This window comes from Pseudomonas cavernae (assembly GCF_003595175.1).
In the GTDB taxonomy this organism is placed as follows: domain Bacteria; phylum Pseudomonadota; class Gammaproteobacteria; order Pseudomonadales; family Pseudomonadaceae; genus Aquipseudomonas; species Aquipseudomonas cavernae.
In genome coordinates this window covers 1,614,880-1,628,673 of sequence record NZ_CP032419.1, presented here as the reverse complement: position 1 = coordinate 1,628,673, position 13,794 = coordinate 1,614,880, and the positions used below count along the sequence as shown (strand labels likewise).

The following is a 13,794-nucleotide window of genomic DNA, read 5'->3' as shown; positions in this document are numbered from 1 at the left end:
TGGCCTGCGGCTGCACCCGGCCAACAGCGCCGGCCTGACAGGCCTCAAGCCAGCGCCGCCAGTTCCGCCTGCTGTCGAGTCTGATCCTCGGCCAAGCGGTACAGCTGGATGCTGCCATCCAGGTGCTCGATCAGCGCCGTGCAGGACTCCACCCAATCGCCGCAGTTGAGGTACTCGACCTCGCCGACCCGGCACATCTCGGCGTGGTGGATGTGCCCGCAGACCACGCCGTCGAAGCCGCGCTTGACGCATTCGTGGGCGATTGCCTGCTCGAAGTCGCTGATGAAGTTCACCGCCCGTTTGACCCGCTGCTTGAGGTAGGCCGACAGCGACCAGTAGCCATAGCCGTAACGCCGCCGCCAGTGGTTGAGCCAACGGTTGAGGGTCAGCGTCAGCTCGTAGGCCGAGTCACCGAGAAACGCCAGCCAGCGGTGGTAGCAGGTGATCACGTCGAACTGGTCGCCATGGATCACCAGCAGCCGGCGGCCGTCGGCGGTGCGGTGCTCGGCCTCGTCGACCAGCTGGATATTGCCCAGCACCAGGCTGGAGTAGCCGCGCAGGAACTCGTCGTGGTTGCCGGTGACGTAGATCACCTCGGTGCCACGCTTGCTCATGGTCAGCAGGCGGCGGATCACGTTGGTATGCGCCTGCGGCCAGAACACCCCGCTGCGCAGGCGCCAGCCGTCGATGATGTCGCCGACCAGGTAAACCTTGTCGGCCTGGTAGCGCTTGAGGAACGTCGCCAGGTGCTCGGCCTGGCAGTCGCGGGTGCCGAGGTGCACATCCGAGATCCACAGGGTGCGCACGCGTTGCTTGCGGCCGGGCTTGCTCAACTCTGCGCTGCTCATGAAGGGACTCCAGCGGGTTTTCGCCGAGCTTGCCCGCCCACGGTGAACGCCGCATGACCGTCAAACGACAGCCTGATGACAGCGCCACGCACGCCGCCCAGCGGGTAGACTGCACGCCTTGGTCGAGGAAACCGCGATGAATTCGATCCTCTCTCTGCGTCACTACAGCCATGAGCTGATCGCCCACAGCCATGCCCACGCGCAACTGGTGTTCGGCCTCAGCGGCCGCCTGGAGCTCGAAATGGACGGGCGCGGCAGCCAGGTGCTGCGCCACAGCTTGGCCGTGGTGCCGGCCGCCACCCGGCATGCCTGCGGCAGCCCCGGCGGCAGCCTGTGCCTGGTGCTCGACGTACCGTCCGCCAACTGGCTGTGCGACAGCCTAGGCGTGCATGCCGACAACGGCCTGCGTCTGCTCGAACGGCCGCATACCCACAACCTGGGCCCGGCGCAGCATCAGCTGGTCGACTGGCTGGCCGCCGGCCCGATCGACGATCCGGTGATCGCCCGTCAGGGTGCCGCCCTGCTGCTCGCCAGCCTCAGCGCCGACACGCCCAGGCCCGCGACCGCCGCCCGCCTGCCGCTGGCCGCACTGGATGCGCATATCGACAGGCATGCCGCCCACCCACTGCAGGTCGCCGACCTGGCGCGCCTGGCCGGGCTGTCTGGCGCGCGCTTCCATGCCCGTTTCCTCGCCGAAAGCGGGCAAACGCCGATGGACTACGTGCGCCAACGGCGCCTGCAACTGGGCGCGCAACTGTTGCGCGACACCCAACTGGCGGTCGGCGAGATCGCCAGCCGGGTCGGCTACAGTTCACAGAGCGCCTTCACCGCCGCCCTCGTCCGCCAGCTCGGCGCCACCCCGCGCGAGTTGCGCCGCGAGGCGCGCGACAAATCGCGCTAGCCCGGCGACAGACAAAGCCGGACGCCGTTCCTAGACTGCGGACATTCAGTCACCGACAGGGATCGCTATGCAGAACATCGAATGGCAGGACTTCGAGCGCGTCGAACTGCGCGTCGGCACCATCCGCAAGGCCTACCCCAATGCTAAGGCGCGCAAGCCCGCCTATGTGCTGGAAGTCGACCTCGGCCCGCTGGGGCTGAAGACCTCCAGCGCGCAGATCACCGCGCTCTATCAGGCCGACGCGCTGATCGGCCGCCAGGTCCTGTGCGTGTGCAATTTCGCGCCGAAAGCCATCGCCGGAGTACGCTCGGAGGTGCTGGTCACCGGTGCCTATGACGAACAGGAGCGGGTGGTGTTGGCCAGCTTCGACAACCCTTTGCCCAATGGCGCACGCCTGGCTTGAAGCTGGCGAGCGCCCGGAAGAACAGCTGATGCAACAGCGCCACGCCCTGCTGGCCATCCACCTCGGGGCCTTCCTGTTCGGCCTCACCGGCGTGCTCGGCAAACTGGCGCAGACCAGCCCGCTGATGATCACCTGTGGTCGTGCGCTGTTCGCCGTGCTCGCCCTCGGCCTATTCGCCCGCCTGATCGGCGGCAGCGGCGGTCCGCGGCCGAGCCTGCGTCAGCACCTGCTGCTGAGCCTCGGCGGCCTGCTGCTGGGCGCGCACTGGCTGACCTTCTTTCACTCGGTGAAGATCTCCGGGGTTGCCATCGCCACCCTCGGCTTCGCCAGCTTCCCAGCCTTCACGCTGCTGCTGGAAGGCTTGCTGTTCCGCGAACGCCTGCACTGGCAGGAGTTTCTCAGCGTCGGCCTGGTGTGCCTGGGCCTGGTTCTGGTGACGCCGCACTTCGAATTGGCCAGCGAAGCGACTCAAGGGCTGCTCTGGGGGATACTGTCCGGCCTGCTGTTCGCCCTGCTGTCACTGCTCAACCGGGTCAGCACCCGCGGCCTCGACCCGGTGCAGGCGGCGCTCTGGCAGAACCTGACCATCGCCGTCTGCCTGCTGCCCTTCGCCGCCAGCACCCTTCCCACAGTGCAAGCATCCGACTGGCTGTGGATCGGCCTGCTCGGGGTGTTCTGCACCGGCCTCGCCCACGGCCTGTTCGTCGCCAGCCTGCGGGTGCTCAAGGCCCGCACCACCTCGGTGATCTTCGCCCTCGAGCCGGTCTATGGCATCAGCATCGCCTGGCTGCTGTTCCACGAACAGCCGACCCTGCGCATGCTGGCCGGCGGCGTGCTGATCGTCATGGCCAGCGTCCTGACTGCGCGCCTGGCCAGCGCCGGCAAAGCCAAGCCAGTCGTGGTCTGAGCGGTTCAGCCCCGTAGAATGGGTTGAGCGCAGCGATACCCATCGGCGCGGGTGATGGGTATTGCAGGCTCAACCCATCCTACGAGCGGCGTTCAGGCACTCCTCGCGGCTCTCCACCCTCCAGGGCTCAAACCACGGCTTGCGGCTGCGCCAGCAACCAGCGGCAATAGCGCTCGACACCCTGCTCCACGCGCAGGAACGGCTGGTGATAGCCGGCCTCGCGCAGCAGTTCGAGGCCGGCCTGGGTGAAGCTCTGGTACTTGCCGCGCAGGGCGTCGGGGAATTCGCTGTACTCGAGCACACCCTGCTCGACCATCGCCTCGCGGCTGATCGGCGGCAGATCGTCCTGGGCGCGCAGGCTGTTGACCATGCTCACCGCCACGTCGTTGAACGGCTGCGCCACGCCGGAGCCGAGGTTGAAGATCCCTGAACTGTGCGGCCGCTCGAAGAAGTGCAGATTGACCTTGGCGACATCCTCCACCGAGACGAAATCGCGCCGATGCTCGCCGCCGGCGATGCCGTCGTAATCGCCGAACAGCCTGACCTTGCCGTTCTCGCGGAACTGCTTGAAGCAATGGAACGCCACCGAGGCCATGCGCCCCTTGTGCGTCTCGCGCGGGCCGTAGACGTTGAAGTAGCGCAGCCCGACGATCTGGCTGCGGGTCTGCGGCAGCAGGCGGCGCACGCGCTGGTCGAAGAGGAACTTGGAGTAGCCATAGACGTTCAGCGGCCGCTCGAACTCGCGGCTTTCGCGGAACACCTGGCCGCCGCCATACACCGCCGCCGACGAGGCGTAGAGGAACGGCACGCTGAGCGCCTGGCAGGCGTCGAGCAGCTCGCAACTGTAGCGGTAGTTGTTGTCCATCATGAAGCGGCCGTCGCCTTCCAGGGTGCTGGAGCAGGCGCCCTGATGGAACACCGCGCGCACCACGCCGCAGTCGCCGCGGGCGAAGCGGGCAAGGAAGTCGCGCTTGTCCAGGTAGTCGCTGATCTCGCAGTCGACCAGGTTGCGAAACCTGTCGCCTTCGGTGAGATCGTCCACCGCGATGATCTCGGTTTCGCCACGCTCGTTCAGCGCCTTGACGAGGTTGCTGCCGATAAAGCCGGCGGCACCGGTAACGATGATACTCATGGCCAGTCCTGGGAGGTTGGGATACAGCTCAGGCTACCGAAGCCAGGCCCGCATCCCTTGACCCAGGGCAATGGTCGGGAATCCCGCTATTCCGCTCGTCGGTCGCTATGGCCGAGATCGCGCTCGGGGTCGATCTGGTCTCGCACCCGCTGTTTGAGCATCTTGGCCTCGGGGAAGCCGCCGTCGGCCTTGCGCTCCCAGAGCTGCACGCCATCACAGCTGATACGAAACACCCCGCCGGTGCCCGGCTCCAGGCTGACTTTGCCGAGGTCGTCGGCGAAGGTGGACAGCAGCTCCTGCGCCAGCCAGGCGGCGCGCAGCAGCCATTGGCACTGGGTGCAGTAGGTGATGACGATCTCGGGTTTACTGAGTGCAGCGCTGGGCATGGCGAAGGCTCTGGCATGGGGCGGACACCTATAATAACGCCCGCCCACGGCCCATATCCGGGAATGATCAAGGAAGCGTTATGCGTGTCTGCTCTGCTGCTGATCCCACTGTCCGGCGGCGCCGCCCGCGGGCTCAGCCATATCGGCGTGCTGAAGGCCCCGGAAGAGCAAGGCATTCGCAACCAGGGGTGACTACGAACTGAAGTATTCCTTCGGCACCCTCGACAACGTCAACTTCCCCTATAGCGGCGAGGGCCTCTGCCGCGACCTGCGCAAGTACGACGAGTCACTCGGCTCGGATGCCGGCTACCGGCAATGGCAATTGCAGCTGGACAAGGCGTTCGGCGCCGGGCCGGACACCTGGGTGCTGGGCGGAGTGGCCTGCTTCCCCGGGTTGCATCCAGGCTACTGGCCCCAGACAGCAAAACGCCGCACAGTCTCCGGCGCGGCGTTTGCTGGCGGGGCAAGCCAATCAGGCGATGCGCGCCAGCAGAGCTCGCGCTTCCTGCTTCTGCAGCAGGTTGCCATCGCTGATCACCTCATTGAGGATGTCGCAGGCGCTGTCCATGTCGCCCTGGTCGATGTAGGCCAGCGCCAGGTCGAGCTTGGCCATGTTGGACTGATCGCCGGCCAGGTGTTCGAGGTCGCCGCTGGGCGCCTGCGCCTGGTTCAGCTCGGGGTCGGCGAATACGTCGAGAAACTCCTCGTCCAGCGTTTCATCGCTCGGCACGGCATCGATCAGCAGCGGCTCGCCAAACGGACTGAGGCTGTCCGCATCCATCGTCAGTTCCTGTACCTCGGGCAGCTCATCGAGGTTGGAGTGGAAGTCCGCATCGAGCAACACGGACCGCTCTGTCGCGGACTTTCCGCGCGGTGTCTGCTCGCTGGCGAAGGGGCTGACCAGATCCCAGTCGGCATCCAGGGTCAGATCATCGAGGTTGAGCGGAAACTCGTCCGCCGCTTCCGCGGGTTGAGCTGCGGCGGCGGGCGGCTCGTCGGGCAGCAGCACAGCATCGTCCAACTCGGCGCCAGGTGCGGCGCTCTCCAACTGCGGATAACGGGCCTGGATTGGCTCAATCAGCGCCGTGCCGACACCCAGGCCAGCCAGCACCGCGAGCTGGCGGCTGAAACCGGCCGCATCGCCCATCTGCCCGAGCACATCCAGCAGGCGCAGTTGCACCTCGGTGCGCTGCGGCTGCTTGTGCGCAGCCTTGCGCAAGAGGCTCAGCGCCGCCCCGTAGCGGCCGTAGGCGATGTACAGATCGGCGCCTTCGATGGCATCGGTCGGCGCCGCCGGATTGCGCACCGGCGCCACGGCCAGAGTGGGAGTCGCAGGCCGGATCTGCTCCAGCAGCAACGGCTCTTCGGCGGTGACCGGCGCCTGGGGCATGGGCTCGGCCGGCTGCGGTTGGGCACGCTGGCGGCGGCGCAGCAGCAGGGGCAACAGCGCACCGACCAACAACGCCAGCAACGCGCCCAGCCAGGCCAGGCTGAAGCCCTTCGACGCCGGCGCCGCAGGTTGCTGGGCAACGGCCGGGGCTGCCGCAGTACTGGCGGGTGCCTCAACCTGGCTGCCCGCAGGTGCCTGCCGATCTGCTTGCGCTAGTTGGGCCTGCAGCTCGGCAACCTGCTGGTCCTTGCTGCTCAGCTGCTGCTCGAGACTCCCCAGTTTCAGGTGCAACTCGGCGATACCCTGCTGCAGCTGCAGGTTTTCCGTGGCCTGGTTGGCCAACTCCTGCTCCAGACGCCGCTGCGCCTCGCTCAGCTGCTGCAGGCTGGCGGTGTCCGCAGGCGCGGGCGGCGGCGCACTCGCCGCGGCCGGTTCACTATTCTGCTCGGCCGGGGTAACAACCGCAGCGGCACTTTCATGCGGCATGGCAGCGTCGGGCAGCAGCAGGGTCTTGCCGGCGATCAGGCGATCGCTGTCACCGCCCACGAAGGCTCTGGGGTTGAGCGCATGGATGCCCTGTATCAGTTCCGGCAACGACAGCGGGCTGTCGGCCGCGCGCACGCGGCGGGCGATGCTCCACAGGCTGTCGCCGGCCCGCACCGCATATTGCTTGCCTTGCACGGCAGCCGGCGCCGGACGCGGCGTCGGCTCGCGGCGCGGCGCCTGAGCCACGGGCGCCGGCAGTGGCTGCGGCGCGGCAAGCGCGTTGTAGGCCGCCGACCCGGGCGGATCGAGCAGCAAGGTGTATTCGCGCAGCAGATGGCCGTTGGGGCGCACCACTTCGACGATGAAATTCAGATACGGCTCGCGCACCGGTTTGCTCGACACCACGCGAATCACGCTGCCACGGCCGCGCAGAACCGGGGTGAAACGCAGGTCATTGAGGAACAAGAAGCGCTCGACGCCGAGGCGCTCGTAGGTGTCTGGCGACGCCAGGCGGACGATCACCTCATGGCTGCTCAGATCGCCGGGTTCGAGCAGTTGGATTTGTGCATCGAGCGGCTGATTGAGTGCCGAATGCAGGCTGATGTCGCCCAGCCCTAAAGCCGACGCCATGCCGGGGTACAGCAGAGACCCTGTAGCGAGCGTGAGCAGGAGTTGACGAACCCGAGCCATGCGACCTCCCTATATTCCGGCTCGCACGCTGCGCCCGCTCTCCTTCTACGGAGCCTTCCTTGAGCGGCGCGAACAGACGTTGCAGCGAAAACCTTGCGGCGGGGAACGATCCTGTTGCCCGGCCAGTGACTGAGTATGGACGCTGATGCCGGGACTGCCGAAGTTATGGCGATTTGGCATCATATGCGCGAGGGCATGATACACGCTCCAGCGCGCAGACAGTCAATAAAGTGACAATCCGCTGGTCGGCGAAATCGCCGGCGCTAGCCAGTCAGGAATTTGGCGACAAGCCTGCCGAACGCTTTCAGAGCCGTTCGAGATTGCTGATGATCCGCGCGTGCACTTGCTGGCAGAGAATCAGCTGGTCCTGATCGATGCCGGTGAACAGCTCTTCGCGCAACTGGCTGGAGATGGCTTCGATTTGCTCGATCAGCGGCAGGGCCTTGGCCTGCAGGGCGATTTTCTTCGCACGCCGGTCTTCCGCGACCGCTTGACGGCAGACCAGCCCCTGAGTCTCCAGGCTGTCGAGCAGGCGTGCCAGGGTCGGCCCCTCGACACCGACGCTCTGCGCCAGCTCGCGCTGCGTCGGCAGTTCCGCGAAACGGGACAGATGCATCAGCACCAGCCAGCGTGCCTGTGACAGCCCGAGCCCGGCCAGACGCCGATCCAGCTCGGCGCGCCAGGCGCGGGATAGGTGGGCCAACTGCATACCAAAACGGTGTTGATCGAACTGAGGCATCGGGTAAGGCTCTGGAAAATCGCTGAAGCTAATTATTAGCGAGCTAACCACAACCGCAAAGTGCAGGGCAAGGCTCTCACCACTTCACGTACTGATCCTCGACAAAGCCCCACAGGTTGTCGATCACCACCTCCGGACGCCGGCGCGGTCGCAATACCCCGCGAAACTGGCCGAAGATCTGCTTGAAGTTGCTGGCCATCACGCCGAGGTTCATCCGCTCCTGATGCAGGCCCCGCGCCTCGAATTGCAGCTCCACCTGACCATCGAAGGAAGCCATGCGCCAGGGCCGCAATGGCTGGTCGCGGTCGAAGTCGAAGCGCACCGTGTCGACCTTGATCAGCTCGCCATCGAGCCAGAAGCAGTTCTCGGTGAAGCTGGTTTCGTTGACCCCGCAGGACAGGTTCAAGCCGACCCGCTGCGCACCCGCTCGGCCAGACAGGCAGGCCCAGTTCCAGCAGGTTTCCGGACGCATGTAGCCGGCCGACCAATCGTGATGGGCGAAGGCCTCGAGCGCAGCCAGGTCGAAGTCACCGAGGGTGCTGCGCACCTGCCCGGTGCAACGCACGCCGGCGACCTTCTGCGCATAGACCCAGCCATTCACCGCGGTCGGCGTATTCAGGCACATCGGCTGGAAGGCAGGCTGCGCTTCGCTGAAGCCGGCATCGATGTGGGTGCCGTCGTCCAGTTCCACCAGCAGGCGCTTCTCCAGCGTCGCGCCGTGGTTTTCCAGACGCAGGCGGTTGCGCCCGCTGCGCAGCTCGCAGACACCGTCGTTCGGTCGCTGCGAAAAGCGCGTGCCGAAACCCAGCGGCAGCTTGAACTGGCGCTCGATCATCCGCCCGCTGGCGGGATGGAACAGGTAGACGAAGCCGATCCCCGCCAGGCTCAGATTGGCCAGGGCGCAGCCGCCGATCAGTTGTTCGCTGATCAGGCCGAAATACTGGAATTGATGAAAACGCCGCCACTTGGCCAGCGCCCCGAGACGTCGACCCATGGGCGAGCGGAAGTCGAAATCGCGGTAATTGATTTCACCAGGCGCCTGCGCGAAAAGGCCGTAGTGCGGCTGACCATTGGCCTGAATCAGCTTGTCGATCACGCCACCACCTGATTGCGGCCGAACGCCTTGGCCTCGTACAGCGCCCGGTCGGCATGCTCATAGAGCAGGCTGAACTCGCCGCCGTCGCCCGGACTCATGCTGGCGACGCCAATGGACATGGTCACCATGGCCGCGGTTTCGGAACGCTCATGGCGGATGTTCAGCGCCGCCAGCGCCGCGCGCAGCTCCTCCGCATGTTGCAGCGCTTGCTCCTGGCTGATGCCGTAGAGCAGCACGGCAAACTCCTCGCCACCGAGACGCACGGCCATGTCCAGCGGCCGCCGCGCCGCGTCGCTGAGCACGGCGCCGACGCGGCGCAACACGCCGTCGCCGGCCTGGTGGCCGTAGCAGTCGTTGTAGGCCTTGAAGTGATCGATATCGCACAGCAGCAACGCCAGGCTCAGTTGCTCGCGCTGGGCCTGGCGCCACAGGCGCTCCAGCTGACGGTTGAAACTGCGCCGATTGTGCAGGCTGGTCAGGCTGTCGCGCTCGGCCAGCACGCGCATCAGACGGCTGATGAGGAAATGCTCGCGCGACTTGTACTCCAGCAGGTAGCAGCCCACCAGCCCCATCAGGTTGCCGAACAGTAGGAACAAGACGTTGTTGATCAGTCGAGGAATCGGCAAACCGGACAGCAGTTCGAAGCCGACATAGCCGAGCAGCACCACCAGCGAACTGGCCAGCGCCTCGGACAGGCGCAAACCGACCAGAAAATAGGCGGCCATGCAGATCAGCAACAGCCCCTCGTAGGGATAGCTGGGGTCGACCGTGTGGGCGACCGCCACCACCGCGGCGGCGCCGAGCCCGGGGGCGAGGATGCAAGTCAGGCTCAGCGGCACCAGCAGATGGGTATGCCGGCGCAGCGCCAGCAGCAGAGCGCAGACCAGCAGCAAGGCCAGCACGCCGAGGCGGATCGTCAACATCCACCAGCGCTCGCCAGTCGCGATCAGGAAGAAGTCCAGAGCGGCGAACGCCAGCCACACCAGCAACCCCACGCCGAGCGCGATGCGCTTGAGGTCGAAGGCGTCATCCTGCATGTAGAGGCGGTATTCGCGCTCCAGCGGACGGACGAAGCGCAAGCGGCGAAAGCCGCTGGCGAGCTGATCGGCATAGGGATTGGGACGGACATCGTCCAGCCAGGCTTGGTGGGTTGTCACTCTTACCTCTTCTTCTGGAGGCCTAGTGACACCATATCCGCTTGGGACGAACGTCACAAGTTTGTCGTTTGGCTACGTCAGCCGATTGGCGAGCCCAGGGTTCAGAACCTGCTTGGATCTCGCGAGCCAAGACCATTTTCAACGCCGTATGGCCGACGCGCAGCAGATCCCAAACAAGTTCTCAGACCTCGAATTCCGCCTGCAGCGCCGCCCGCACGCAATACAGCACACCTTCCGCCACGCGGCCGGCAAACTGCTCGCTCAGCGCCGCCACCGGCGGCAACTCGCCCTCGCCGTCGAGGAAGGCGTCCTGGATCTCGCCGAGCAGGTCTTCCGGTAAGTCCAGGGCCTGTTCCAGCGACAGCTGCTGGCGGCCGATGGCCTCGGCCAGCAGGCTGTAGACATTCTTCTCGCTGCACTTGAGCTGCCCGGCGATCTGCGTCGGGGTCATGCCGGCGCGGGCCAGGCTGATCAGCTCGTGGCGCAGATCGACCACCACCGTGGGCGTCTCCACCGCGCCATTCAACACCTCGAGGAAGGCCGCGCCGTAGCGTTCCAGCTTGCGCGCGCCGACGCCGCTGACCTGGGCCATCTCGGCCAGCGAACCGGGCTGGCTGCGGAGCATTTCCAGCAGGGTGGAGTCGGGGAAGATGACGTACGGCGGCACCGCATGCTCTTCCGCCAGCTTGCGCCGCAGCGCGCGCAAGGCTTCCCACAGGTCGCGTTCGTCGCCGCGCACCAGCTGGCTGGCGGCGCTCTTGGTCGCTGTCTTGCCGGCCTGCTGCGGCTTGAGATCGCGGCGCAACTGCAGGTTGACCTCGCCGCGCAGCAGCGCCCGGCAGCTGTCGCTCAAACGCAGGCCACCATAGCCTTCCAGATCGACATCGGCGAGGCCGCGGGCGACCAGCTGGCGGAACAGCGAACGCCATTCGCCTTCGGCCAGCGCCTTGCCGACGCCGAACACCGACAGGTGCTGATGGCCGAGACCGCGCACCTTGTCGTTGTCGCGGCCGAGCAGGATGTCGACCAGATGACCGACGCCGTAGCGCTGGCCGCTGCGGTAGATCGCCGACAGCGCCTGGCGCGCCGGCTCGGTGGCGTCCCAGGTCTGCACCTCGTCGACGCAGTTGTCGCAATGCCCGCAGGGCTGCGCCAGCTCCTCGTCGAAATAAGCCAGCAGCGCCTGGCGCCGGCAGGCGACCAGCTCGCAGAGGCCGAGCATGGCGTCGAGCTTGTGCTGCTCCAGGCGCTTGTGGCGCTCGTCGCCCTCGGAGTTCTGCAGCATCTGCTTGAGCAGCAGCACGTCCTGCAGGCCATAGGCCATCCAGGCGTCGGCGGGCAGACCATCGCGGCCGGCGCGGCCGGTTTCCTGGTAATAGGCTTCCAGCGATTTGGGCAGGTCGAGGTGGGCGACGAAGCGCACGTTGGGCTTGTCGATGCCCATGCCGAAGGCGATGGTCGCCACCATGATCAGCCCTTCCTCGTTGAGGAAACGTTTCTGGTGATAAGCGCGCAGATCGCTGGCCAGACCGGCGTGATAGGGCAGCGCCGGGAAACCCTGTTCGCTGAGGAAGGCCGCGACTTCGTCGACCTTCTTGCGCGACAGGCAATAAACGATGCCGGCATCGCCCTTGCGCTCGGCGAGAAAGCCGAGCAGCTGCTTGCGCGGCTGATCCTTGGGCACGATGCGGTAGAAGATGTTCGGCCGGTCGAAGCTGGAGAGAAAACGCTCGGCATTCTGCAGATGCAGGCGCTGGACGATCTCCTCGCGGGTGCGCATGTCCGCCGTGGCGGTCAGGGCGATGCGCGGCACCTCGGGAAACAGTTCGGCGAGCTGGCCCAGCTGCAGGTATTCGGGCCGGAAGTCATGCCCCCACTGCGACACGCAATGGGCTTCGTCGATGGCGAACAGGGCGATCTTCAGCTGTTGCAGGAAACCCAGCATGCGCGGTTGCACCAGCCGCTCAGGGGCCAGGTAGAGCAGCTTGATCTCGCCACGGCGCAGGCGCTCGGCGATGTTGCGCTGCTCCTCGGCGCTCTGGCTGGAGTTCAGCGCCACGGCGGCCACACCCAATTCGTCGAGCGTGGCGACCTGGTCGTCCATCAGCGCGATCAGCGGCGAGACCACCACCGTCAGCCCTTCGCGCAACAGGCCGGGCACCTGGAAGCACAGCGACTTGCCGCCGCCGGTGGGCATCAAGACCAGGGCATCGCCGCCGCTCGCCACCCGCTCGATGATCGCCGCCTGGCGACCACGGAAGCTGTCGTAGCCGAAAACGTCTTTGAGGATGCGTAGAGCCGGTGCGAGCATAGAAACCCCAGGTTCGGAAAATCGGCGCAGGCAGACCCGTCCCCCAGGCCTCGGTTAACGTCCGCCCAATCGGCCCGGACAGGTGCCCCGATAAAGCCGCGCAGTATACGCGAGCGCTCGCCAGCAGAGGTCGACGCCCATCGCCAGCAGCGGCGAACGGCCGAACTCAGGGCCGCACAGGTGAAAAAATTCCCGCGATGCGGGCGTTCGTCGCTGTATCCGGGCTAAAATCCAGCCTTGATAACCCCTTCAAGGTAGCCCCACGATGTCCTTCGCCGAGCAATTGACCCGCCTGCAAGCCTTTCTCGATGCCGATGAACTGCATGAGGAAGCCTTGGACTACGTGGCCGCCCACGGCTACCTGACCGCGCTGTCGATCTGCCCGGAGCAGGTACCGGAGCGCGAGTGGATCGACGCCCTGTTCGCCGAGCCGCCGCACTACCGCGACGACGCCGAGCGGGTAGAGACCGAAGCCACGCTGATCCAGCTGAAGGCGCATATCACCCGCCTGCTGGGCGCCGACGACGACCTGGAACTGCCCTGCGAACTCGACCTCGGCGACGAGCCGGACGACTCGGACATCCGCGGCTGGTGCATCGGTTTCATGGAAGGCGTGTTCCTGCGCGAAGCGGTATGGTTCGAGGATGCCGAGGACGAAGTCAGCGAGTTGCTGCTGCCGATCATGGTCGGCTCCGGGCTGTTCGATGAGCAACCGGAGTTCAGCGATATCGCCCGCGATCGTCATCTGATGGACGAGATGATCGCGCAGATCCCGGAACTGCTCACCGCCCTGTTCCTGCTGTGCAACGCACCTGAAGAGAAACCTGCGCTGCTCAAACCCCGTCATCACTAAGGTCGGTCTATGGCGCAGGAAATGCAGCTAAGCCGTAATGTTTCCCTGCGCTACGCCCTGCTGGCCATCGGCTGGTTGAGCGTGGTGCTGGGGGTGATCGGCATCTTCGTCCCGGTGCTGCCGACCACGCCCTTCCTCTTGCTGGCCACCGCCTGCTTCGCGCGCAGTTCCGAACGCTTCTACCACTGGCTGGTCGAGCACCCCAAGCTCGGCCCGTGGATCCGCGACTATCTCAACGGCCAGGGCATCCCGCTCAAGGGCAAGGTCTACGCCATCGGCCTGATGTGGGCGAGCATCGCCCTCTCCTGCTACCTGGTGCCGCTGCCCTGGGCGCGCGCCTTCATGCTCACCAGTGCGGTGCTGGTCAGCCTGTACATCCTCAAGCAGAAGACCCTGCCAAACCGTTGACCCCCTCGCCTCACCCACGAATAACCCTTCTGGCAACGGCAAAACCCTGACGGGCCGCCTAGACTGACTGCATCTTCGGCAGAGGTA

Annotated in this window: 13 protein-coding genes; 5 read left to right on the top strand and 8 right to left on the bottom strand. The window is 65.9% G+C overall.

Annotated elements, in window-relative coordinates; genetic code table 11:
* Positions 1–44: 44 nt before the first annotated feature.
* The gene (locus D3880_RS07585) at positions 45–848 is read right to left on the bottom strand and encodes a UDP-2,3-diacylglucosamine diphosphatase (RefSeq protein WP_119892869.1); all 804 of its coding nucleotides are present in this window, start codon (positions 846–848) and stop codon (positions 45–47) included.
* Between the two features lie 136 nt (positions 849–984).
* On the opposite strand from D3880_RS07585, the gene D3880_RS07580 reads away from it, so the two are divergent.
* From D3880_RS07580 to D3880_RS07570, 3 genes are all read left to right on the top strand, one after another.
* Positions 985–1,749, top strand: a complete 765-nt coding sequence (locus D3880_RS07580) for an AraC family transcriptional regulator (RefSeq protein ID WP_119892868.1) — start codon at positions 985–987, stop codon at positions 1,747–1,749.
* Between the two features lie 67 nt (positions 1,750–1,816).
* The gene (locus D3880_RS07575; protein WP_119892867.1) at positions 1,817–2,152 is read left to right on the top strand and encodes a tRNA-binding protein; all 336 of its coding nucleotides are present in this window, start codon (positions 1,817–1,819) and stop codon (positions 2,150–2,152) included.
* A gap of 28 nt (positions 2,153–2,180) precedes the next feature.
* The gene (locus D3880_RS07570) at positions 2,181–3,059 is read left to right on the top strand and encodes a DMT family transporter (RefSeq protein WP_119895693.1); all 879 of its coding nucleotides are present in this window, start codon (positions 2,181–2,183) and stop codon (positions 3,057–3,059) included.
* Between the two features lie 127 nt (positions 3,060–3,186).
* Here D3880_RS07570 and rfaD read toward each other — a convergent pair whose 3' ends face one another.
* The 7 genes from rfaD to recQ all read right to left on the bottom strand — a co-directional run bounded on the left by rfaD (position 3,187) and on the right by recQ (position 12,446).
* Positions 3,187–4,191 carry an ADP-glyceromanno-heptose 6-epimerase gene (rfaD, locus tag D3880_RS07565; protein ID WP_119892866.1) on the bottom strand — a complete coding sequence of 335 codons (1,005 nt, stop codon included), beginning with the start codon at positions 4,189–4,191 and terminating at the stop codon, positions 3,187–3,189.
* Between the two features lie 86 nt (positions 4,192–4,277).
* Positions 4,278–4,577 (bottom strand): Rdx family protein, encoded by a 300-nt coding sequence (locus tag D3880_RS07560; RefSeq protein WP_119892865.1) that lies wholly within the window; start codon positions 4,575–4,577, stop codon positions 4,278–4,280.
* A gap of 472 nt (positions 4,578–5,049) precedes the next feature.
* Positions 5,050–7,083 (bottom strand): motility hub landmark protein FimV, encoded by a 2,034-nt coding sequence (locus D3880_RS07555; protein WP_119892864.1) that lies wholly within the window; start codon positions 7,081–7,083, stop codon positions 5,050–5,052.
* Between the two features lie 364 nt (positions 7,084–7,447).
* On the bottom strand, positions 7,448–7,882 hold the full coding sequence (locus tag D3880_RS07550) for a MarR family transcriptional regulator (RefSeq protein WP_119892863.1): 435 nt from the start codon (positions 7,880–7,882) through the stop codon (positions 7,448–7,450).
* A 76-nt stretch (positions 7,883–7,958) separates the two neighbouring features.
* Positions 7,959–8,975, bottom strand: coding sequence for a DUF2804 domain-containing protein (locus D3880_RS07545; RefSeq protein WP_119895692.1), 1,017 nt, complete (start codon positions 8,973–8,975; stop codon positions 7,959–7,961).
* Entirely contained in the window at positions 8,975–10,135 is a 1,161-nt protein-coding gene (locus D3880_RS07540; protein WP_119892862.1) for a GGDEF domain-containing protein, read from the bottom strand. The genes D3880_RS07545 and D3880_RS07540 overlap by 1 nt, the downstream gene beginning before the upstream one ends.
* Before the next feature lie 181 nt (positions 10,136–10,316).
* Entirely contained in the window at positions 10,317–12,446 is a 2,130-nt protein-coding gene (gene recQ, locus D3880_RS07535; protein WP_119892861.1) for a DNA helicase RecQ, read from the bottom strand.
* A gap of 265 nt (positions 12,447–12,711) precedes the next feature.
* On the opposite strand from recQ, the gene D3880_RS07530 reads away from it, so the two are divergent.
* Both D3880_RS07530 and D3880_RS07525 read left to right on the top strand, forming a co-directional pair.
* Positions 12,712–13,299: a UPF0149 family protein gene (locus tag D3880_RS07530; RefSeq protein ID WP_119892860.1), complete on the top strand. Its 588-nt coding sequence runs from the start codon at positions 12,712–12,714 to the stop codon at positions 13,297–13,299.
* A 21-nt stretch (positions 13,300–13,320) separates the two neighbouring features.
* Entirely contained in the window at positions 13,321–13,707 is a 387-nt protein-coding gene (locus D3880_RS07525) for a YbaN family protein (protein WP_119895691.1), read from the top strand.
* The last annotated feature ends 87 nt before the right edge of the window (positions 13,708–13,794 follow it).

Bases quoted from the DNA above. Each gene is read 5' to 3' on its own strand.
- D3880_RS07530 (WP_119892860.1), top strand. From the start codon at position 12,712: ATGTCCTTCGCCGAGCAATTGACCCGCCTGCAAGCCTTTCTCGATGCC.
- D3880_RS07585 (WP_119892869.1), bottom strand. From the start codon at position 848: ATGAGCAGCGCAGAGTTGAGCAAGCCCGGCCGCAAGCAACGCGTGCGC.
- D3880_RS07570 (WP_119895693.1), top strand. From the start codon at position 2,181: ATGCAACAGCGCCACGCCCTGCTGGCCATCCACCTCGGGGCCTTCCTG.
- D3880_RS07525 (WP_119895691.1), top strand. From the start codon at position 13,321: ATGCAGCTAAGCCGTAATGTTTCCCTGCGCTACGCCCTGCTGGCCATC.
- rfaD (WP_119892866.1), bottom strand. From the start codon at position 4,191: ATGAGTATCATCGTTACCGGTGCCGCCGGCTTTATCGGCAGCAACCTC.
- D3880_RS07580 (WP_119892868.1), top strand. From the start codon at position 985: ATGAATTCGATCCTCTCTCTGCGTCACTACAGCCATGAGCTGATCGCC.
- D3880_RS07550 (WP_119892863.1), bottom strand. From the start codon at position 7,882: ATGCCTCAGTTCGATCAACACCGTTTTGGTATGCAGTTGGCCCACCTA.
- recQ (WP_119892861.1), bottom strand. From the start codon at position 12,446: ATGCTCGCACCGGCTCTACGCATCCTCAAAGACGTTTTCGGCTACGAC.
- D3880_RS07555 (WP_119892864.1), bottom strand. From the start codon at position 7,083: ATGGCGTCGGCTTTAGGGCTGGGCGACATCAGCCTGCATTCGGCACTC.
- D3880_RS07560 (WP_119892865.1), bottom strand. From the start codon at position 4,577: ATGCCCAGCGCTGCACTCAGTAAACCCGAGATCGTCATCACCTACTGC.
- D3880_RS07575 (WP_119892867.1), top strand. From the start codon at position 1,817: ATGCAGAACATCGAATGGCAGGACTTCGAGCGCGTCGAACTGCGCGTC.